The sequence below is a fragment of the Massilia sp. Masssp93 genome (genome assembly GCF_059491295.1).
The window spans coordinates 4,126,335-4,147,041 of record NZ_CP168502.1 but is presented as its reverse complement, the minus strand read 5'-3'; the positions used below and the strand labels follow the sequence as shown (position 1 = coordinate 4,147,041).

The following is a 20,707-nucleotide window of genomic DNA, read 5'->3' as shown; positions in this document are numbered from 1 at the left end:
TGCCATGGCCAACACACGCGGTTTCGAGGTCGTCGCCGAGCTGACGCCGGCTGCCCTGCTGAACATGCTGCAGGCCGCATGGGCGAACACCGACCTGTTTCCGAAGAACGTCGATATCCCGCCCGGCGCGTTCGGCGGCTTCATGGTGCAGGGCGGGCAGGTCCAGCTGCCGCTGGCCGGCCTGGACGTGCAGCCGTCCCCGCCCAGCGCACTGCGCTTCGGGTTCGGGCTCGATATCCAGATCCAGCTGCAGGACCCGCCGGTGCCGTCGGCCGCGCTGATCGCGTTCAGCGCCACGGCGTCCGTCGAGATCCCGCTCGGTTCCATTCCCGGCCAGAAGGACGTCGCCCTGCTGTTCGGCGCAATGGGGCCGGCCGATCCGGGCAGCGTCACGCTGCCGGGCGGGAATCCGATCACGGCCAACCTCGCGGCCTACATCGCCGACTTCGTGCACCAGATGTACGAGCTCGACGGCGCATTCTTCCCGCACCACATCAGCCAGCCGCACCAGAGCATGATCGCGTACACGTTCGATGCCGACTTCGACCTGTACGACGACCCCGCCAATCCGGCGCACCGGATCCAGACGGCGCTCGTGATGGTGGGCGGCGCCCAGCAGCTGGAAGTCGCGATCCCGATCCACCTGCGCCTCTCCAACCTGACCAAGACGATCTCGATCGCACCGGACCTGCACCCGTTCATGGGCATCGAGGCCCAGGTCGTGCTGACCAGTACCGACCTGCAGCTGGCGGGCCCGGTGTCCGTCGACCTGAGCAAGGCCGACGTCACGGTGCGCAACCTGGCGCCGGCCGGCCCGGACTACGGCGACGAGGGGCCCAACTACATCGCGAACCGGACGCTCGTGAGCTCGTTCGGCAACCTCGACACCCTGCTCGCGACGAACCTGCAGAGCCAGGTGAAAACCCTGTTCGTGTCGAAGCTCGTGCCGTTTTCCTTCGCCTTTCCGAACACGCTCGAGATCCAGGCATTCATCGCCACGGCCCTCCACGACAACCTGGCCGCACGCCCCCCGTTCGAAGTCTGGCCGGGCAACGCGGCGCCGCCCGTCGCGCTGAACGACGTGGCCGTGCGGGCCTTGCCCGATGCGCTGGCGATCGCCATCAACACCAGTCCCGGGGCCGACATCACCCTGCTCGACAACTTCGTGCCGGCCGGGCGCTCGTTCGCGATCGCGATCAGCGCGGCGCGCACGCTGGCCATGATCCAGCAAGCGATCGACGATAAATTCCCGTCGCTGCCGGTCGTGCTGCACGTGGACGGGCATGACGTCCGCCTCAAGAGCCTGCACCCGTCGCTGACGAATTTCCTCCACTTCTCCGGCGACGTGACCGTCATCGACGCCATCCTGGGCAGCATCGACGTCGATGCCGGCTACGACGTCGACGTCGGCCTCGAATGGCTGCCGCCCGACACCGCCGGCGCGCAGAAGCTCAAGCCGGACGTGCACGATCCCGACATTCATTTGTCCACGCTGGCGTGGATACTCGGCCTGCTGCTGGGCTTCCTGAGCGGCGGCGTGGTCGGGCTCGTGATCGGCATCGTGGTGCTCGAGATCATCAAGCACATCGCGTCGACGATCGGCGGCGCGCTCGTGACCGACGAGGTGAGCGGCGCCGTGGACGGCCTGCAGGCCTGGCCGTCGCCGCTGGGCACGGTCGGCGACGTGCAATCGGTGTTCGAGAACCCCATCGCCATCAGTCCCGATGGCTTGCTGATCGGAGGCTAGCGGCCATGTTCAACGTCGTCAGCAAGTACGCCGGCACCGACATCGTGTTCGCGAACGCGCACGGGCCGTACGCGGTGGACGGCGGCAGTCCCGTCACGCTGAGCGCGGGCGCGCCGAATCCGCATGCGACCTATGCCTGGGACCTCGGCGACGGCGCGACGGCCGCCACGGCCTCCGTCACGCACGTCTATGGCCGCCACGGCGTGTACGTGGCCCGCGTCGCGGTCACGGTGAACGAGCCGGGCGGCGACACGAGCCGGCACTATGCGCAGATCCGCGTGCGGAACGTGCCGCCCGTGGTGTCGGCCGGGCCCGACCGCACGGTCAACGAAGGCGAGGTCGTGACCTTTGACGGCAGCTTCACCGACGTGCAATGGCTGGAAACGCATACGGCCACGTGGGACTGGGACGACGAACAGAGCCCGTCGGCCGGCACGGTCGTCGAAACCCACGACGAGCCGCTCGGCAAGGGCACGGTCGGCGGCACCCATGCGTGGGGCGATGCCGGCACGTACACGATCACCCTGCGCGTGCAGGACGAGGGCGGGGCGACGGGGTTCGGCAAGGCGCGCGTCACGGTGCTGAACATGCCGCCCGTGGTGGACGCGCTGGCGCCGCTGTACGCCTATCCCTGCTGCGTGCTGACCCTGCGCGCGCACTTCACCGACCCCGGCTGGCTGGACACGCACGCGGCGTTCTGGGATTTCGGCGACTGCAGCGGCCCGCGCCGCGCCGTCGTCGACGAGACGCACAAGGCGCCGGCCGGCCAGGGCACCGCGACGGCCTCGCACGTGTACCACCATTGCGGCACGTATCGCGCCACCTGCACCGTGATCGACGACGATGGCGCGCCCGGCACGATGGCGACCGTCGTCACCGTGGTCGACGTGCGCAACGCCGGATTCGAGGAAGGCTTCTGCCGCCACCAGCTGGGCGAAGTCGGGAATGCCTGGTCGCCCTATCTGGCGCGCATCCCGACCCGGCTCGGCAGCGCCGACCTGACGCCGCTGGCGGTGCCGGTGGCGCCGAACGTCGACATCTTCACGGCCGAGCACGCGACGGTGCGCCATGGCGGCCGGGCCCAGCGCATCCGCTTCCTCGGCAACACGCGCGCCGGGATCATGCAGCGCATCGGCGCCAATCCCGGCTGGGATTACCAGGTCACCGTGTGGTACAGCCTCAACGAGCAGGCCGGCGGCGACTCCGTGCTCCTCGACGACGTGGACGAACTGATCGACCAGCCGCCGGAACTGCGCGGCGCCAAGGCCCGTCTCGGCATCGATCCGGACGGCGGCCTCGACCCTTCCTCGTCCGGGATCGTGTGGATGGACGGCATGCTGCGACCCGAATGGTCGCAGCTGTGCGTGCGTGCCACGGCCGGCGGCGACGGCATCACCGTCTTCATCGAAGGGCAGGGCGGCGTGCGGCTGGGGGCCGACGTCTGTTTCGACGACGCGGCCCTCGTCGCGGTGCAGCCGTTCTGCCCGCCCGCGCCGCCGCCGCAGACCTGCGTGGACTTCGCGTCGTTCGAGAAGGATGCCGTCCTGCCGCCCGAGTTCGAACACGAGGGATTCCGCTTCACGGCGCGCGACGGCGAACCGCAGCGCATCGTCCAGTCCACCGTGCCGCCCGGTCCGCACGTACTCGAGATCCGCCCGCGCGGCCTCGAGGTCACGTTCCCGGTCACGGCCGACATGGCGCGGGCGACCCTGGTCGGACAGGGCGCCGTCATCCTGGTCGCCTACGACGCCGACCGCAACGAAGTCGCGCGCCGCACCGTCGCGCCGGGCGGTCCGCGCCAGACGGTCGAGGTGTCCGGCCGCGACATGACCGTGCTGGACATCGTCGGCCGCAGCGGCATCCAGCTCGAAAAACTGTGCGTGCATCCGCAAGAGCCGGCGGACGCTTCCCCAACCTCAGCCCCAACCTCAGCCTGAAGGAGAACGACGTGGAACAACCCGGCGACAACCAGCCCAGAGAAATCAAAACGGACGAGCTTGCCGACCGCGCCGCCAGATACGGCGGCGTGATCAAGCTGATCGGCAAGTTCCTCGGCAACAGCGAGCGTGAACACCACTTCCGCTTGTACACCACCGACACCCTCAACTGGTATTACGAGTTCTCCAAGGATGCCGTCATCGACGTCGAACGCTTTCCGTCCGGGCAGATCATCGCGTGGCTGAAGCCGGGCGCCACCGTGCAGGAAACCGCGACGCGGACGGTGCCGGAAGGCTTCCTCGGCGGAGCGACCTACCGCGAGAACGCGGCGCGGGCGGCCGGCGCACCGGGCATGCGCAAGATGTTCGCGATGGCGCAGGGCGACGGTTGCGGCTCGTCCGTGGCGAACTGCCCGGACACCCAGCTGTCGTTCACCTGCAATCCGCGCGACCCGAGCCCGGACTGCCCCTACAACCGGTTCTGACGATGCCGGCCCAGACCGCGGCCCGGACCGTATCCGCGCCGCCCGCATCGCCGCGCCATGATGCGGCCCCGGCTGCGCTCGATTCGTACGCCGCGGTGACGCGTTACCTGATCGCGCGCGGCCTGCTGGCGCCGGCGGCCATCGTCGACGGCAGCTTCCGCATGCGCGACCTGTCGCGCCGTAACCTGAACGTGCTTGTCGACGGCGCGGGACGGGACGGGCTGTTCGTCAAGATCGGGGCCGACCGTGCACACGGCGCCGGCCTGGCGCACGAGGCCGCCGTGTACCGCCTGCTGCGCCGCGCGCTCGCCCCGGCCCACGCGGCGCGGCTGCTGCCGGACCTGGTCGACCACGACCCGCACGCGGCGGTGCTGGTGCTGGGCCAGGCCGACCGCGAGAACCTGCGCGACCTGCATGCGCGCCTCGGACGCTTCGTGCCCGCGCTGGCCGCGCGGCTGGGGCGCGAACTGGGACAGCTGCACAGCGCGTTGCCGTCGGACGCCGTGCCCGGCAGCGGGGACGGCGGCTTTTATCCGCTGCCGTTCTGCCTCGTCACGCCGCTGCTCGGCTTCGTGGCCAACTGCAGCGCCGCCAGCGTGTCCCTGCTGCGCGTCGTGCAAGGCAATGCCGGCCTGTGCGGCATGCTGGAGGCGCTGGCCGCGACCTGGCGCGCGCGCTGCACGGAACACCCGTGCCTGATTCATGCCGACCTGCGCCTGGACAATTGCTGCGTCAACCTGCGGCCCCGGCGGCTGCGGATCGTCGACTGGGAACTGGCGACGGCCGGCGACCCCGCCTGGGACGCGGGCGCCGTCATGGCCGACTACATGAGCGCATGGCTGCAGAGCATGCCGCTGCCGGCCGGCGCCGAACCGGCCGATTGCATGCCGCTGGCCGGCATCCCGCACACCGGCCTGCAGGACGCGGTGCGTGCGTTCTTCACGGCGTATGCGGCCGCGCGCGGACTCGCGGGGAGCGCGCGGACCGCCGAGCTGCATGCCTGCGTGCGCTACGCGGCGGCGCGTCTGCTGCAACTCGCCTACGAACAGATGCAGGGCGCGGCGCAGCTCACCACGCACGCGCTCGGCCATGTGCAGTTGTGCGAAAACCTGTTGCGCCGTCCGGAAGAGGGCGCCGCGCATTTCCTGGGCGTGCCGCCATGACGCCCGCCTGTCCCCATGCGGCCCACACGCTGGCCGCGCTGCGCTGCGTGTCGATACCGGACGCAGGCGCCATCCGCTGGCGCGGCGAGCCGATCGCGCCGCCCCTGCCCGACGGACCCGGGATGGACGCGCTGCGGATCGACCTGCTGGCGGGCGTCCTGTACCGCCAGTTTTATTGCCACGGCCGCCCGCTGCCCCTCGCGTCCGGCGCCGACACGGCGCGCGACGGTCTCGCGGCGCTGCGCCTGCGCGCGGCACTGGAGCGCGCCAACCGCGCGCCGCCGGCATGGCAGGGTGGATGGCAGGCGCGGCAGCACACGGACGGCGGCGTCGATGCGGCCCAGGCCGGATTGCGGGTGCATGCACCGCCCGGTGCGTGGCGGCCGGCGGCGGGGACGGCGGACACGGCCGTCGATCTGCGGCAGTCGTCCGGGACGTTCGCGGCGAGCCCCGGCTTTTATCTGGTCGAGGGGCCGCCGTGGGCCGCGGACAGCCGTCTCGTGCGCCTGTACTGGCATGTGAGCCCGGCCGGTGCGGCGCCGCTGCTGGCCGCGCTGACCGCCGTGCTGGCGGACAGCGGCCTGCCGTTCCAGGTCAAGGTGCTGGCGCGCAGCACCGCGTATGGGCGGGCCGACGCCTGCGTGCTGTATCTCGACCAGGCGCATTTCCCCGTGCTGGCGGGCGAGCTCGCGCGCATCCATGCGCGGATGCGGCCCTGGCTCGATACGGCGGTGCCAGTCTACACGCACGCGCTGGCGCCGGGACTGGGCCTGGCCGAGCAGCCGCCCGGCGGCGCGAGCTTCGGCCGCGACCGCTGCACGCTGCTGGCACGGGCGCTGTGTGCCGACGATGCGCGGACCGGCGCGCCGGCACGCCGGCTGGAGCGGGTGCGCGCCCGTTTTGCGGCGCACGGCGTCGCGCTGGCGCAGCCGTTCCTGAACCCCGGTTCGCAGGGCGCCTATGTGCTGCCGGCGGCGCGCGGTCCGGGCCGCCGCGCGCGCGCGCCCGCGCCGGCGCCGCAGCCCGGATTGCTCACGGCCGCCGCGCGCATCGGCGCCGAGCTCGCCGGGGACGCCGTCTGGCACGCCGACAGCTGCTGCTGGGTCGGCCACCTGGCCGGCACCGGCCGCCCGTACGGCGCGCTGGGGCCGGCGCTGTACGATGGCACGGCGGGCATCGCCTGGTTCCTGGCGCAGCTGTACGCCGTCACCGGCGAGGCGCGCCTGCGCACCACGGCCGCGGGCGCGCTGCGCCATGCCTGCGCGGCGGCCGAGTCCCATGCGGATATCGGACTGTACAGCGGCCTGGCCGGCGCGGCCTGGGTGAGCGCGCGCTGCGCGGCCCTGCTGGACCGGCCCGAATTCGCGGCACGCGCCGTGCTCCTGCGCGGCGCGCTGGCGGGGCGGGCGCGCCAGGCCGTCAATGCCGACGTGCTGGGCGGCGTGGCCGGGGTCGTCCTCGGCCTGCTCGGCGCGGACGTCGGCGATGCCGACGGGCTCGCGCAGGAATACGGCGCCGCGCTGCTGCGCCTGGCGCGGCGCGGCGCGGCGTACTGGACCTGGGCCACTATCAACGGCCGCGGCATGCGGCCCCTGACCGGCTTCGCGCACGGCGCCTCCGGCATCGCGAGCGCGCTGGCCGCCTTGTACGCCGCGACGGGCGACCCTGCGTGGCGGACCGCGGCCCGTGCCGCGCTGGCGTACGAAGACGCCTGCTTCGACGCGCGCGCAGGCAACTGGCCGGATTTCCGCAGCGTGCGCCAGCGCCGCTTCGCGCCCACGGCGTCCTGCGCCTGGTGCCACGGCGCCGGCGGCGCCGCGCTGGCGCGCGCGCTGCTGGGGCCGGCCGCCGAGCCCGCCGACCGGGCGGCGCTGGCTGCCGCGCTGGCGACCACGCGCGCGGCCATGCGCGCCGCACTGGACGCGGACGGCGCGCTGTGCCTGTGCCATGGCCTGGCCGGGAATGCCGACTTGCTGCTGCTGGCCGGCGACCCTGCCGACCGCGCCCTGGCCGGGCAAGCGGCGCGGCACGTGCTCGCGCGCCATGCAGGCACACCGGCCGATGAGCGCACGCCCGGCCTGTTGACGGGCAGCGCGGGCATCGGCCAATTCTTGCTGCGCCAGTGCGACGCCGGCGTGCCCAGCCCGCTGTGGCTGGGCCCGGCGCCGGCGCGCAACTGACACGGGTGCGGCCATGCATGCATCCGCACATCCACCCGCCTGGCGCCGCCTGATGCTCGCGGGGCTGGGCACGGCCGTGACCTGCGTGCTGTACATCGTCACCGTCCTGCTCGTGCGCTTCGCCCCCGAGCGCAGCTACCGGCCGCGGCGCGCGCCCGGCATGGACGCGGCACAGGCGCCGCCGCCCGAGCTCCCTGCGCGCGGCGACCGCATCATCCGCTGCGCGATCGGCTGCTATCGCCATTCCTTGATCCGCAGCCACCTGCACCGCGAGAGCGCCAGCAAATGCCGTTTCATCCCGTCCTGCTCCGAATACGCGGAGATGGCGGTGCGCCGCTACGGCCTGTGGCGCGGCCTGATCCTGATCGGCGGACGGTTCCGCCGCTGCCGGCCCGATTACCGCGGCGATTACGTCGACTTCCCCTGATCCGCCCGAGTCAACCGTTCGTTTAATGGAGGTCCCGATGCCAGACAGCACATCAGCGCCAGAACCGCAATCCCTCCCGGCCGCGCCCTGGGAATGCGTACCGGACGTGCCCGCCGCCATGCGCGAGGTGGAGGCGTGCCTGCGCCGGCTGGCGGGCGACGGCGCTGGGGCGGAAACGCGGGAGGTCTGCCTGCGCCTGATCGAAGCGGGCGGCAAGCGCCTGCGGCCCGTCCTCGTGCTGCTGAGCGCGCAGGCGGCGGGCGGCGCCGCGCGCGACGCCGTGGTGCCGGCGGCCGGGGTCGAGCTGCTGCACGCCGCGTCGCTGCTGCACGACGACGTGATCGACGAGTCGGTGCTGCGGCGCGGCCAGCCCACCGGCAATGCGCTGTGGGGCAACCAGGTCGCGGCGCTGGCCGGCACCTTCCTGACCGCGTGCGCCCTGCGCGCACTGGCCGGGCTGGGGCACGAAGCCGCGCGCCTCGTCGACGTGGCCCTGCACGAGTTATGGGAAGGCCAGATGGCCGAACTGGAAGGCGTGTTCCACCTCGACCGCGACGAAGCGACCTATATCGCGTCCATCGCCCGCAAGACGGGGGCATTGTGGCGCCTGTCCTGCGAGCTGGGCGCCCACGCCGCCCAGGCGGATGCGCGCCGGTGCGCGGCCCTCGCCACGTATGCGCAGGAAACCGGCATCGCGTTCCAGATCGTCGACGACGTGCTCGACATCGTGGCGGACGAAGCGGCGATCGGCAAGCCGCGCGGTGCCGACATCCGCGCGGGCGTCGTCACGCTGCCGGTCATCCATGCGCTGGCGCACCACCCGCGGCGGGCACACCTGCGCGCGCTGCTGGGCCGCGAGCCGCTGGCCGACGCGGCCTGCGACGAGGCGCTGGCGCTCGTCCGCGCCGGCCCCGCCGTTGCGTATGCGCTGGCACAGGCGCACGCGCGCATCGCCCGCGCGGTGGCGGCGCTGGACATGCTGCCGCCCGGCGCCGCCGTCGACGCGCTCGCCGCCACCGCCCGCGCGGTCCTCGCGCGTCCCGAACTGCACACCTGGAGCCGATACGATGAATACGAGACAGCGGTTTGACGTGGTCGTGGTGGGCGCCGGACCGTCCGGCGCGTCGGCCGCCTATCATCTGGCCGTGCAGGGCTGGCGCGTGGCGCTGTTCGAGAAGCGCCGCATGCCGCGCGAAAAGGCTTGCGGCGACGGGCTGGGCATGGGCTCGATCGCCGTGCTGGACGCGATGGGCGTGCTGACCCGGTTGTCCGGCTGCCGCGCGGTGGGCGGCGTCGAGATCCGGCTGCATGGCGAGCGGGAAGAATCGTCCGCCGCCCGTTTCGCCGGCCAGGCGCACGGGCTGGTCGTGCCGCGCACCGAGCTGGACACGCTCGTCATGCGGCGCGCGCAGGACGTGGGCGCGCACCTGTTCGAAGGCTGCCGCGTGACCGGCTTCGGCCGCGCCGCGGACCGCATCGACAGCGTGCACTATGTGGCCGACGTTGCCGGCGCGGCGGACGAGGTCCTGGGTGTGGCCACGCGCTACGTGGTCCTGGCCGACGGCGGCACCGACAAGCTGCGCCTGCTGGCCGGCTTCGCGCCCCATGCGCCCGAGACGACGGGGCAGGCGCTGCGCGGCTATTACGAGAACGTGCCCGCGCTGCCCGACGCCTTCCAGCTCCACCTGCCGCTGATGGACGCCGACGGCGCGCGCACGCTGCCCGGCTACGGCTGGGTGTTTCCGCTGGCGGGCGGGCGCGCCAACATCGGCGTCGGCTACTTCCCCGTCCAGAGCGCGGACCGCGAGATCAACCTGCGCCGCCTGCAGGCCGGCTTCCTCGACCAGCTCGCCAGGGCCGAACCGCGCATGGCGGCGGTCCGCCAGGTCGGGCGCCTGATCGGCGGCCCGTTGCACTCCGGCATGGACCCGCAGCGCTGCGCGGCCGGCAACGCGCTGGTGACGGGCGACGCGGCGGGACTGGTCGACCCGTTCACGGGCGAAGGCATCCACACGGCGCTGGCCTCGGGGCGCTGCGCCGCGCAGGTGCTGGTCCGCGCCCTGTGCGCGGACGATCCTGCCTTGCTCGCGGAGTACGGCCGCATGCTGGAGGCGCGCTACGGCGACCGCTTCCAGCTCGGCCGCCGCTTCGTGCGTTCGTATGCCTTCATGTGGCGCCTGCTGCAAACGACGACGGACCAGCACAGCGCGCTGGCGGACACGATGCGCCACGGCCTGTTCAGCTATGGCGATCCGGACGCCGCCCCTGACGCCCCCGCGCGCGGCCCCCATGCCGCGTACCTGGCCGCGGTGCGCGGCGGCATGCACACGGTGGCCGGCCGCGACTTTCCCTTGCTGACGCGGATCGCGTTCCAGTTCGAAAACCATGCGCTGGGCACGCTGCGCCAGAGCCTGGCCTACTGGTCGTACCGGATCGGCGGGCGCGAACCGGACGAGCAGGCCGTGGCCGTGTCCGCCTGTCTGGAACTGGCCGCGCTGGCCCACGCCATGCAGGACCAGGCCGCCACCGGACGCGTGCCGGGCGGCCGCCACGGTTCGACCGGCCGCTGGGCGACCGCATTCGCCGTAATGTGTGGCAACTACCTGCTGACGCGGGCGTTCCGCACGATGCGCGTCCAGGGCGACGACCTGCTGCAATACGTCGTGCTGGCGATCGCGAAGCTGTGCGACACCCGGCTGGGCGCCGCCGTGCGCGACCAGGCGGACGAACGGCAACTTGCCGCATATTCCTGCGGACTGGCCTGCCGCGTCGCCGCGCGCATGGCGGGCTGTCCGGACGACGTGCAGGCGCAGCTGGACCGTTTCGGTGCGGCGGTCGGCGCGGCGCAGGCGGATGCGGGCACGGGCCGGGCGACCGATCCTGCGCGCCTGGCCGAGGCCATGGACGCACTGCGGACGATTCCCCATTCGCGTGCCCGTGCACGTCTGGGGCGGCTGGCCGCGGCGGCTTGCTGAGCGCGGGCCGAAACGGGCTCTTCGTCAGCAGGAAATGCAAAGCGAGCGAAACAAGGACTTGCGCTTTCATCCGCCATCTTTGTCATGCCTACAGCAGCTTCTCGATCCTGACCGGCAGCGCCGACGTCAACCCGAAACCCCTTGGCGTTGCGCTGTTGCTCATCGTCCTCGGCACCCGGCTGCGGCCGCTGTTCGGGCTAGCCGTCGAACGCGTGAAAGCGGGCGGCTGCTGACCTCGCGCGGACCGGCCGAACCCGGCCGGTTTGCCAATTCGCCTGTGAATACGGGCCGTATGCAAACGAGGGCGGCCCTGCAGGCTTCGTCCAACAGGCCTACAATCGATCCTTTGCCGTCAGGATCGAGCATGCAAGCAACAGTCAATACAACAATTCTCGAACAGGACGGATTGCCGCCTGGCCCGCGCATCTGGGCCATCTTCGCCCTTGCGCTCGGCGTGGGCATGTCCGCGCTCGATACCGCCATCGCCAACACCGCGCTGCCCGCGATGGCGGAGCAATTGCACGCCACGCCGGCCGATTCCGTGTGGATCGTGAATGCCTACCAACTGGCGATGGTCGCGACCTTGCTGCCGATCGCGGCGCTGGGTGAAACCATCGGCTACCGCCGCGTCTACGTCGCCGGGATGGCCTTGTTCACGCTCGCCTCGCTCGCGTGCGCGCTCGCGTGGTCGCTGCCCGCGCTGATCGTCGCGCGCCTGTTCCAGGGGCTCGGCGCTGCCGCCATCATGGGCGTCAACACGGCGCTGCTGCGCGCCACGTATCCGGCCCGGCTGCACGGACGCGGATTCGGCAACAACGCGCTCGTCGTCGCGATCGGCTTCGCGCTCGGGCCGAGCCTGGCGTCCATCATTCTCGCTGCGTCGTCGTGGCAATGGCTGTTTGGCATTAACGTGTTGCCGGGCATCGTCGCCTTTTTTATGGCGCGCAAGGTACTCCCGGACACGCGCCGTGCCACCCACCGCGTCGACCGTGTCGCGGGCATCTACAACGTCGTCGCGTTCTCGATGGCCGTGCTGGCGCTGGGCGATGCCGCGCACCGCGTGGACATGAAGACGCTGTTGCCCGAGGCGCTGGTCGCGCTCGTGTTCTTCGGCCTGCTGCTGCGGCGCGAGCGCGGACATCCGGCACCGCTGTTGCCGGTCGACCTGTTCCGCCGGCCACTGTTCGCGCTGTCGACCGTGACCGCCATTTGCACCTTCGCCGCGCAGGCGCTCGCCTTCGTCGCGCTGCCGTTCTTCTTCGAGACGACGCTGGGCCGCTCGCCCGTCGAGACGGGCTTCCTGATGACGCCGTGGCCCGTGCTCGTCGGGGTGATGGCGCCGGTGGCCGGACGGCTCTCCGACCGCTACTCGCCGGGCTTACTGGGCGGCATCGGCCTGATGATCCTCGCGGCCGGCCTGGTCACGATGATGCGTTTGCCGGCGGCGCCGTCCGCCCTCGACATCGGCTGGCGCATGGCGGTGTGCGGCATCGGGTTCGGGTTCTTCCAGGCGCCGAACGTGAAGGCGATCATGGGCAGCGCGCCGGCGTCGCGCAGCGGCAGCGCGAGCGGGATGGTCGCGACCGCGCGCCTGACGGGGCAGGCAACGGGCGCCGCGCTCGTCGCGTTCTGCCTTACCATCTCCCACGTGCGCGGACCGTGGTTCGCGCTCGGGATCGCCGCCGCATTTTCGTTCGCGGCCAGCGTGGCAAGCTTCTCGCGCCTCGTCGTCGCGGCGCCGGCCGTGTGAGCCGCACCATTCAAGAAAGAACACAATGACACGACGTTTCAAGATCGCCGCGATTGCCGGCGACGGCATCGGCAAGGAAGTCCTGCCGGAAGGTTTGAAGGTCTTGGCGGCCGCGGCCGAACGCTTCAACCTGCACCTGGAGTTCACGCATTTTCCGTGGGCCAGTTGCGACTGGTACATCCAGCACGGCGAGATGATGCCGCCCGACTGGAAGGAACAATTGTCCGGGATGGATGCCATCTATTTCGGCGCCGTCGGCTGGCCGGCACTCGTGCCGGACCACATCTCGCTGTGGGGCTCGCTGCTCAAGTTCCGGCGCGAATTCGACCAGTACATCAACCTGCGTCCGGTACGCCTGTTCGAAGGCGTGCCGTGTCCGCTGGCTGGCCGCAAGCCGGGCGACATCGACTTCTTCGTCGTGCGCGAAAACACGGAAGGCGAGTACACGAACCTCGGCGGCGTGATGTTCCCGGGCACCGAGCGCGAGATGGTGATCCAGGAGTCCGTGTTCACGCGCCACGGCACCGACCGCGTGCTGCGCTACGCCTTCGAACTGGCCAACGCGCGCCGCCGCCGTCATCTCACCGTGGCGACGAAATCGAACGGCATCGCCATCAGCATGCCGTGGTGGGACGGCCGCGCGGACGCCGTCCACGCCGACTACCCGCAGGTGACGGTCGACAAGCAGCACATCGACATCCTGACCGCCCGCTTCGTGCTGCAGCCCGACCGCTTCGACGTCGTCGTGGCGTCGAACCTGTTCGGCGACATCCTGTCCGACCTCGGCCCGGCCTGCACGGGCACGATCGGCCTGGCGCCGTCCGGCAACCTGAACCCGGACCGCGCGTTCCCGTCGCTGTTCGAACCCGTGCACGGCTCCGCGCCGGACATCGCCGGCCAAGGCATCGCCAATCCCATCGCCATGATCTGGTCGGGCGCGATGATGCTCGCATTCCTCGCCGCCGGCACCGACCCCGATCCGCGCTGCGGCGAGGCGCATGACGCCATCGTGGCGGCGATCGAAGACGTCCTGAAGAGCGGCCCGCGCACGGGCGACCTGGGCGGCACGGCGACGACGGTCGAGGTCGGCGACGCCATCGCGGCGCGCGTACGCGGCTAAAGGCGCTTTGAAACGGGAGCGGCCGCCTTGATATCAGGAACATGGCGCGCCGTTCCTTTTTTCCCGACATCCCCGAGCCGCCCGCGGCGGACAGCCCGTGTCCGCTGTGCGGCCGGCCGCTCGGCACAGTCAACATTGACCGGCATCACCTGATCCCGAAATCGCTGAAGGGCAGGGAGCAATACCCGATCCACAAGATCTGCCATCGCAAGATCCACGCGACCTTTTCCGAACGCGAATTGCTGCGTGCGTAACACACGTGGGAAGCGTTGCGGGGCGATGACGACATCCGCGCGTTCATCGACTGGGTGGCGAAGAAGCCGCCGGGGTTTTATGTGCGGACGTTTACTTCGAATAAGAAGAAGGGTCGGTGATGTCCGGATTCTCGTTGCTTTGGGCACCGGGGCCAGGATGCTGTCTGCCGTTCGCAGATTCGCGCCTTCGTCAGTTTCTTCCTTTGATACATGGTATTACTCCCCGGGCCATTCGCGCGCAATTTGCATAAGCTCTGCTTTGGTGATTTTTCGTGCTTTAAGAATTTCTACTAGCTCTTCTTTTGTGATGGGGTAATCTTTCAATAATTTCGGCAACTCTTCTGGGTCCACTGTCCGAAGCCAGAGAGCGGACATCATGTTCGCATCGGCTGGGTCAGCCTTGATCGCCCTTGAAATGAACGTAAACATGGTAAGTCTGGTGTCCCTCCGGCCATGCTCTATCGAAATAAAGAACGGTGCCTGCTGGAAGAATTGAGTAGTATTTCTGCTCGCCGGCCATCAATAAAGGTTCTTTGATGGCGTGCGCTGTTTTATTGGTCATGTTTAATGCGCCTGTGTCTGAGATAAGAAATCCGGAGGCGCAAGACAAAATGACGGCTAGAAGAATGAATAATGAATTTTTCATTTTCGTTCGTTGTAGTTCGGCTGTATTCATTTTCGCGATGCCGAACGAAACAGATGCAGCTATCAAGGCGGTGTTGATCTTCTTGATAGCGCTTTGATCCAAACTGACGACTGCGTCGAACGACATAATTTGAGCCGAGGCATCTTTCATCGGCTTGCTATCACAGCCTTTATAGCAGGTCGGCGCCGCTTGCGACAGCGATCCGGGGAACGCCAACGAAAACCGCAATCAGAGAGATAAATAGGATTTTCTTCATTTCAGGTCACTTCCGTAAATGGTTATTTGAGCTTGGCTTTTAGTCATCCTTCCATTCGCGGACAATTTGGGCAAGGTCATCGCGTGTCATTTTTCGTGCCTTTAGAATTCGGATGAGATCATCTTTGGATAATGGATATTGACTCAAGATCTTCGGAATATCCTCTGCGTCAATCGGGTAAATCCAAGTGGATTCCACAGGTGCGTTGACGGCAATTTGAGTGGCTGGTAATTTTCCTTTGGAAAAAACCTGGACTGTATAAAGTTGATGTCCTTCGGCAAACCCGCGTTGAAAGTGGAGCACTGTATTTGTTGGTAGCATGTAATAGGACTCTCCTTTGCTTGAGGAGATGAGCATGGGTTCGTCTAGTCTGTATAAAGCTTGGTTGTCCATTGTTTTTCTCCAATAATTTAAAATGAAACTTCCAGAAATAATAAGCAGGAGTGTGGTGATAACAAACAGTTTTGGTCTTTTCATTTTCCGTTGCCGAAATGTTCGATTTTGTCAGGCTTGTGATTCGGGTTTTCCTCGAGCATTTTTTGAAGGTCGGCGGGCATGAAAATAAATGACGGCCATCCCGCGATCTTTGCGGCGGTTCTCTCCGCGAAGCTCATGCCTCTGCCTTCGTTGTACTTACTCACGTTATAGTCCAAATCCTTGACGGCCACGCGCGCACCGGCCATTGACGTTGTTGCACAGTTGTTGGTGAGGGCGTGGTAGTCTACGGCGAGTCGGTATTCTTTCATATAATCGCCGTACGCCTTCAAGACAGGGCGATTGCCGATCAGATTGATGAAATGAGAATTTACCTGGTCTGCGGCTGCTTGCAATATACGATAAAGAAAACCAGTTGTGGCTCGTCCAGTTGCGTTCTCTCCAAAAATATATTTTGGAAACTTTGTCCAAACTCTTAATCTGCCTTGGCCATATGGCCCGGTTTCCCCATTGTACCGGCCGAAGTCATAAACGTGCTCATTGTTTGATGTAATCACACGTAGCGCGGCATGGCCATATGTGTGTTCTTCGTTGTTAATTTTATATGGTCCTCCGATCAAAAGTTGAATCGATGGGGATTGTATCTGAATTGTTGTGCTTTCTTTGGTTTTTATGTCTACGCCATCCTTTGCATTCTGTGCTGTCGCGTTTATTGTAGGCATAATTCTGCTTTCTCCAAAGTATTGAAGTTAGTCAGCCAAGGCATCCATCGAATAACCTAGATCAGGGAATTCGATTTTGCAACGGCCGGCTGTGATTTTTTCAACGCGCGCCATTCCATTTTCATCAACTTTACCTGTTGTTCTTTTTCCGTTCGGATCGGTGAGAACATACCGCTCCCCTTTGAGTGGTCCGTTCTGATCGACCAGCTGAAATTCGACCCAACTATAACTTTCAACAAGTTCGCGCAGAATTTGTTCGGCTGTAACCGATGATCCATGCTGGGCTGCAGCCATAGTTGCGTTCACGCTCATGCTTTTGGCGCTCAACAAGCTATGCGTCGCTGCGTGTGCCGTAAAACTGCCAGCTGTTCCAAGCTCAATCGAGCCCGCCGCGAACTTGGCATAGCTACCACCACCATTTATTACGAGCTCTTCCTTCGCACTGATCGTGATCCGGCTCGCGGTCTGCGTGATGTCTAGTTTGGCGAGCAAATTTATGCTGTTCGAAAGTGCCTGGACATCGATGTCTCCAGCGGCCGCCACAATCCTCATGCCGGCGTTCTGGACGAATAATCGGATCGCCTGTCGGACACTGGCGAATAAGTTGGTTCCAACTGCCAGAGAGAAACTCTTCCCGCTTGTGATGCTTGTGTGACGGTCGCTGGCGATGTGCGTGTCGCCTGCTGTCGTTGTAGCGATGCCTGCGGGGCTTGCGAGTACCAAGTGTGGCTGAGATAGTTCTGGAAAATTTCCTGAACCTTCAGTTCCGGCGATTGTCTTGCTTTGTTTCCGCAGTTCGTTGGCGATCTCGGCCTGGTTATCGCCAGGTTCTTGCGCGCCATTTTGTTTCGCCAGTTCCGCTAGGCATTGATGCGCTTCACTCGCCGCAGCTAAGCGACCTGACGTCTCGATCAAGCTCTTGATCGGCCCACGCGCGCCCTGTCTCGCTTCTGTCGTGATCAATAAACCTTTGGCAGCACGCGCGACGCCGTGGCCGTCAGTCCGCAACTCCCATCCTTCGCCGCGCGCATCCTTGCGTCCGCTCGTATCTTCGATGCGAGTAATATGGCCCAGCGACAACTGGCTACACTGATGATCGCTTTTCAACTGCGCCTGGATCTTCCCGGCCGTGTCGTCAAGGATCAGGTGATTGCCGCGCCTGCCGCCTTCGCCTCCCTGCAATTCCCGACTCCGCAGCCCGGACAAGGCCTGCTGTCCCGGCAACTTCCACGGCGGCATATGCGTGTAGTTATAAAGCGCCCCGAGAATGACGGGATGGTCGATGTTCGCGTCCAGAAAGACCACCGCCACTTCCTCGCCAACTCGCGGCAGGCGAAGGTTCCCGAACTGGTTGCCCGCGCCCGGCGACATGACGCGCAGCCACGGAGAACTGTTCTCGTCGTAATTGCCCAGCCTGTCCCAATGGAACTGGACCCTGACGCGTCCGTACCCATCAGTGTGGATCTCGGCTCCGTCAGGCCCGACCACGATGGCCGTCTGGATGCCGGGATAGGTGCAGGGCTGGCTGTTGTAGTGGCGTCCCGGGCGCCACCGAATATCTTTGCGCACGCACCGGAACGTGTTCTCGTAGTCTGACGGCGCGCCCGCTCCGGCCTGGTAGTTGTTGCTGGCCTCGTGGTCGACGGACAGGATCAGATAGTCCCGGTCGCCAATGCTCGGATGGGGCGCTTCTCCCCATTTGGGGACTTGCAGCTCGGCGCTGAAGTGGCCGCCGAGCTTGAAGCAGCGGCCCGGCTGGGCAGTGCGATCGTTGCCGCGCGCTTCGAAATATTGCGTGTTCGCGTCGCGCTCGCCCATGCGCCGGTAGGCGAGTTTTTCGCCATCGTCGTGGGTGCGGAAACCGTACGATCCCGTGTTTTCGTAGACCTCGTACGGAAAGACGTCGCCCTGGTTGTTGAGGGATTCGGCGGTCGAACGCTGCACAATCGGGTTCTTGTAATCGAAGCTTGCCAGGGTCGTCTGGCCGGAACCGATGCGCCGCACGGGACTCCATTCGCGGATGCCATCGTCCTCGAGCGAACCCGCCTTGTCGCGAAACGGGATTTCGCCGGAATCGTCGATCCCGGTCGGATCGATGGGCCGCACGAGCGTACTCCTGTCGTAGAGCCACAGTGTGTGCCCATCTGCCCGGTGCTCATAATGGTACGTAAGCCCGAGCGCCTCCCAGCGGCGATGCAGATGGTTGTAGTCGGTCTCGTCGTACTGGTTCGCGCAGGTCATCCGCGGATCGGCGTCGATCATGTGCGTGCGCCAGTCGGCCTGGCGGTAATGCGCGAACGTGAGTTCGGTCAACTCGATGACGCTCTTGCCGTGGAACGACACGTTGTCCTTGCGCAGTTTGGCGAATGCCAGCCACGGTTCGAGCACCATGCGGTAGAACGCGAAGCCGCCGTCTGCACGCGCGAAGCGGAATTCGGTGACGTAGCCATTGAAGTAGCGCAGAGAACCGTCTTCGCGCACGACGGAAATCGTCACCATCCTGGCCATCATCGCCTTCAGGGGAATCCGGGCGTCGTCCGACAGGAGCTCAACCTCGACGCGGAAGCAGCGGGAGACTTCTTCGCGCGCGGTCATCCGGTTCGGCAGGAGGATCGCTTCCGGTCCATCGTTGCAGGGGAAGTCCAGGCGCATGAGGCGGTCGTGCTGCGCACCGAGACTGAACACCGACAGCGCAGCGCCCGCCGCGATCGCTTGGCTCCCATCCATGCAGCACCTCCGATGGTTTATCACGTATCAGATTTCCGTCGGTTAAGGTAACCAACAGAATTCGAGCGACCTTGATACGACGCAATAAACGGACTCTGCTTTGTACAGTGCGTTTAAAGACCCGGCAGCACGATTGAATCGAACATCGCCCCCGCGATGCTTCGTGTAAAATCAACGCTTACTTTTTTTGCAATTCTGGTTCCATTTTTCAATGCCGCCCGCCACCGCTTTGCAATGAACCAAGACGACACCAGTGCCTGCTCGGTTCTCCTGATCGACGACGAACCCTTTGCCGAGGACATCATTTCCCACGGCATGAAAGGCTGCGCCTCGTACGTACTGCGGTATGCCCACCACCCCGGCATGGCGGTCGAGCTGGCCAAGGAACTGCGGGCGACGGTCGTGCTCGTCGACTTGCGCATGCCGGAAATCGACGGATTCGAGGTCACGCGCCGCCTGCGTGCCGACAAGGACACGGAGCACATTCCCGTCATCTTGCTGTCGTCCGAGGAAGATCCTGAGATCAAGGCGAAGGCCTTCGCCGTCGGTGCCAACGACTACCTCGTCAAGTGGCCCGATCCGCGCGAACTCGTCGCGCGCGTGCGCTATCACAGCGACGCCTGCATCGCGCGGCGCCAGCGCGATGCGGCGTTCGTGTCGCTGCGGCACAGCCAGGAGCAATTGGCCGCGAGCCAGTCGGCGCTGCACCAGGCGCAGAAGATGGAGGCGATCGGCCAGCTGACGGGCGGCGTCGCGCACGATTTCAACAACGTCCTGCAGATCGTCGGCGGCAACCTGCAGCTGCTCAAGCTGGTGGGCAACCTGAACGATGCCGGCAGGGCGCGCGTGGACATGGCGCTGGCCGGCGTCGAGCGCGGCGCCAAGCTGTCGTCGCATCTGCTCGCGTTCGCGCGCCGCCAGCCGCTGCAGGCGGTCGTCATCAATCCGGGCCACCTGCTGCGCGAGATGGACGACATGATGCGCCGCGTGCTCGGCCCGCGCGCGCGCGTCGTGACCGAGATCGCGGCCGGCCTGGGCAACACGCTCGTCGATCCCAGCCAGCTCAACAATGTGCTGCTGAACCTCGCGATCAATGCGCGCGACGCGATGGCGGGCGGGGGCACGCTGACGATCCGCGCGGCCAACGTCGGCCCGGACGGCGCCTTGCCGCCGGAGGTGCCTTACGGCCATTACGTGCTCATCGAAGTGGCCGACACGGGCAAGGGCATGCCGCCCGACGTGCTTGAGCGCGCGTTCGAGCCGTTCTTCACGACCAAGCCCACGGGGCAGGGGACGGGGCTGGGGCTGTCGATGGCGTATGGCTTCGTCAAGCAGTCCGGCGGCGAGATCGTCCTGCGCAGCGAGCCGGGCACGGGCACCAGCGTGCGCATCTACCTGCCGCGCAGCGCAGCCGAGCCCGCGCGCGCGGAACGGACGGCGGCGGGGCCGCTGCTGGGCGGCATCGAGACGATCCTCGTCGTCGAGGACGAGGAAGACGTGCGCAGCACGACCTGCGGCATCCTGTCCGCGCTCGGCTACAAGGTGCTGGAGGCGCCGGATGGCGCGAAGGCCGTCGAAATCGTCGAGGGCGGCCAGCACGTCGACCTCGTGTTCACGGATGTGATCATGCCGGGGCCGGTGAGCAGCCTGCAACTGGGCGAAGCGGTGCGGGCGCGGCTGCCGCACGCGCAGATCCTGTACACGTCCGGCTATGCGGAGGGCGTGCTCGCGCACGAAGGCAAGCTGGAGGCGTCGGTGAACCTGCTGCAGAAGCCGTATCACCCCGATGCGCTCAGTGCGCGCATCCGCCATTTGCTGCGGCGGCGGTATCACGAATCCGCCGTCGGGGACATGGTGTAACGCGACGGTTGGCGCGGCGCCGG

The 20,707-nt window shown here is 67.0% G+C and carries 18 protein-coding genes; 13 read left to right on the top strand and 5 right to left on the bottom strand.

The genetic code is table 11. From position 1 onward, the window contains the following. Positions 1-4 precede the first annotated feature (4 nt). From ACEN9Q_RS16980 to ACEN9Q_RS16925, 12 genes are all read left to right on the top strand, one after another. A complete protein-coding gene (locus ACEN9Q_RS16980; protein ID WP_495625387.1) occupies positions 5-1,747 on the top strand; it encodes a hypothetical protein in 1,743 nt (580 codons plus the stop codon). 5 nt (positions 1,748-1,752) lie between these two features. After that, a complete protein-coding gene (locus ACEN9Q_RS16975; RefSeq protein WP_495625386.1) occupies positions 1,753-3,684 on the top strand; it encodes a PKD domain-containing protein in 1,932 nt (643 codons plus the stop codon). Positions 3,685-3,695: 11 nt separating this feature from the next. Continuing rightward, entirely contained in the window at positions 3,696-4,169 is a 474-nt protein-coding gene (locus ACEN9Q_RS16970; protein WP_056441859.1) for a hypothetical protein, read from the top strand. A 2-nt stretch (positions 4,170-4,171) separates the two neighbouring features. Next, a complete protein-coding gene (locus ACEN9Q_RS16965; protein ID WP_495625385.1) occupies positions 4,172-5,332 on the top strand; it encodes a phosphotransferase in 1,161 nt (386 codons plus the stop codon). Continuing rightward, positions 5,329-7,512 carry a lanthionine synthetase LanC family protein gene (locus ACEN9Q_RS16960; RefSeq protein WP_495625384.1) on the top strand — a complete coding sequence of 728 codons (2,184 nt, stop codon included), beginning with the start codon at positions 5,329-5,331 and terminating at the stop codon, positions 7,510-7,512. Before ACEN9Q_RS16965 ends, ACEN9Q_RS16960 begins: the two co-directional genes overlap by 4 nt. Before the next feature lie 13 nt (positions 7,513-7,525). Continuing rightward, positions 7,526-7,939 carry a membrane protein insertion efficiency factor YidD gene (gene yidD, locus ACEN9Q_RS16955; protein WP_495625383.1) on the top strand — a complete coding sequence of 138 codons (414 nt, stop codon included), beginning with the start codon at positions 7,526-7,528 and terminating at the stop codon, positions 7,937-7,939. A 37-nt stretch (positions 7,940-7,976) separates the two neighbouring features. Beyond that, positions 7,977-9,029 (top strand): polyprenyl synthetase family protein, encoded by a 1,053-nt coding sequence (locus ACEN9Q_RS16950; RefSeq protein ID WP_495625382.1) that lies wholly within the window; start codon positions 7,977-7,979, stop codon positions 9,027-9,029. Continuing rightward, positions 9,007-10,914: a geranylgeranyl reductase family protein gene (locus ACEN9Q_RS16945; RefSeq protein ID WP_495625381.1), complete on the top strand. Its 1,908-nt coding sequence runs from the start codon at positions 9,007-9,009 to the stop codon at positions 10,912-10,914. Before ACEN9Q_RS16950 ends, ACEN9Q_RS16945 begins: the two co-directional genes overlap by 23 nt. Next, a complete protein-coding gene (locus tag ACEN9Q_RS16940; RefSeq protein WP_495625380.1) occupies positions 10,908-11,147 on the top strand; it encodes a hypothetical protein in 240 nt (79 codons plus the stop codon). The genes ACEN9Q_RS16945 and ACEN9Q_RS16940 overlap by 7 nt, the downstream gene beginning before the upstream one ends. Before the next feature lie 131 nt (positions 11,148-11,278). Continuing rightward, positions 11,279-12,664, top strand: coding sequence for an MFS transporter (locus ACEN9Q_RS16935; protein WP_495625379.1), 1,386 nt, complete (start codon positions 11,279-11,281; stop codon positions 12,662-12,664). 25 nt (positions 12,665-12,689) lie between these two features. After that, the gene (locus ACEN9Q_RS16930) at positions 12,690-13,784 is read left to right on the top strand and encodes a tartrate dehydrogenase (RefSeq protein WP_495625378.1); all 1,095 of its coding nucleotides are present in this window, start codon (positions 12,690-12,692) and stop codon (positions 13,782-13,784) included. Between the two features lie 41 nt (positions 13,785-13,825). Next, positions 13,826-14,038, top strand: coding sequence for a hypothetical protein (locus tag ACEN9Q_RS16925; RefSeq protein WP_495625377.1), 213 nt, complete (start codon positions 13,826-13,828; stop codon positions 14,036-14,038). Between the two features lie 216 nt (positions 14,039-14,254). On the opposite strand, the gene ACEN9Q_RS16920 is transcribed toward ACEN9Q_RS16925, so the two are convergent. The 5 genes from ACEN9Q_RS16920 to ACEN9Q_RS16900 form a co-directional block, all read right to left on the bottom strand. Continuing rightward, complete coding sequence (locus tag ACEN9Q_RS16920; protein WP_495625376.1) at positions 14,255-14,416, bottom strand: hypothetical protein; 162 nt, start codon at positions 14,414-14,416, stop codon at positions 14,255-14,257. Between the two features lie 16 nt (positions 14,417-14,432). Next, positions 14,433-14,834 carry a hypothetical protein gene (locus ACEN9Q_RS16915; protein WP_495625375.1) on the bottom strand — a complete coding sequence of 134 codons (402 nt, stop codon included), beginning with the start codon at positions 14,832-14,834 and terminating at the stop codon, positions 14,433-14,435. 145 nt (positions 14,835-14,979) lie between these two features. Continuing rightward, complete coding sequence (locus tag ACEN9Q_RS16910) at positions 14,980-15,417, bottom strand: hypothetical protein (protein WP_495625374.1); 438 nt, start codon at positions 15,415-15,417, stop codon at positions 14,980-14,982. After that, positions 15,414-16,097, bottom strand: a complete 684-nt coding sequence (locus tag ACEN9Q_RS16905; RefSeq protein WP_495625373.1) for a hypothetical protein — start codon at positions 16,095-16,097, stop codon at positions 15,414-15,416. Before ACEN9Q_RS16905 ends, ACEN9Q_RS16910 begins: the two co-directional genes overlap by 4 nt. A 27-nt stretch (positions 16,098-16,124) precedes the next feature. Next, entirely contained in the window at positions 16,125-18,824 is a 2,700-nt protein-coding gene (locus ACEN9Q_RS16900; RefSeq protein ID WP_495625372.1) for a type VI secretion system Vgr family protein, read from the bottom strand. A 234-nt stretch (positions 18,825-19,058) separates the two neighbouring features. Between ACEN9Q_RS16900 and ACEN9Q_RS16895 the strand changes: the two genes are divergently transcribed. Further along, positions 19,059-20,684: a response regulator gene (locus ACEN9Q_RS16895; protein WP_495625371.1), complete on the top strand. Its 1,626-nt coding sequence runs from the start codon at positions 19,059-19,061 to the stop codon at positions 20,682-20,684. Positions 20,685-20,707 lie beyond the last annotated feature (23 nt).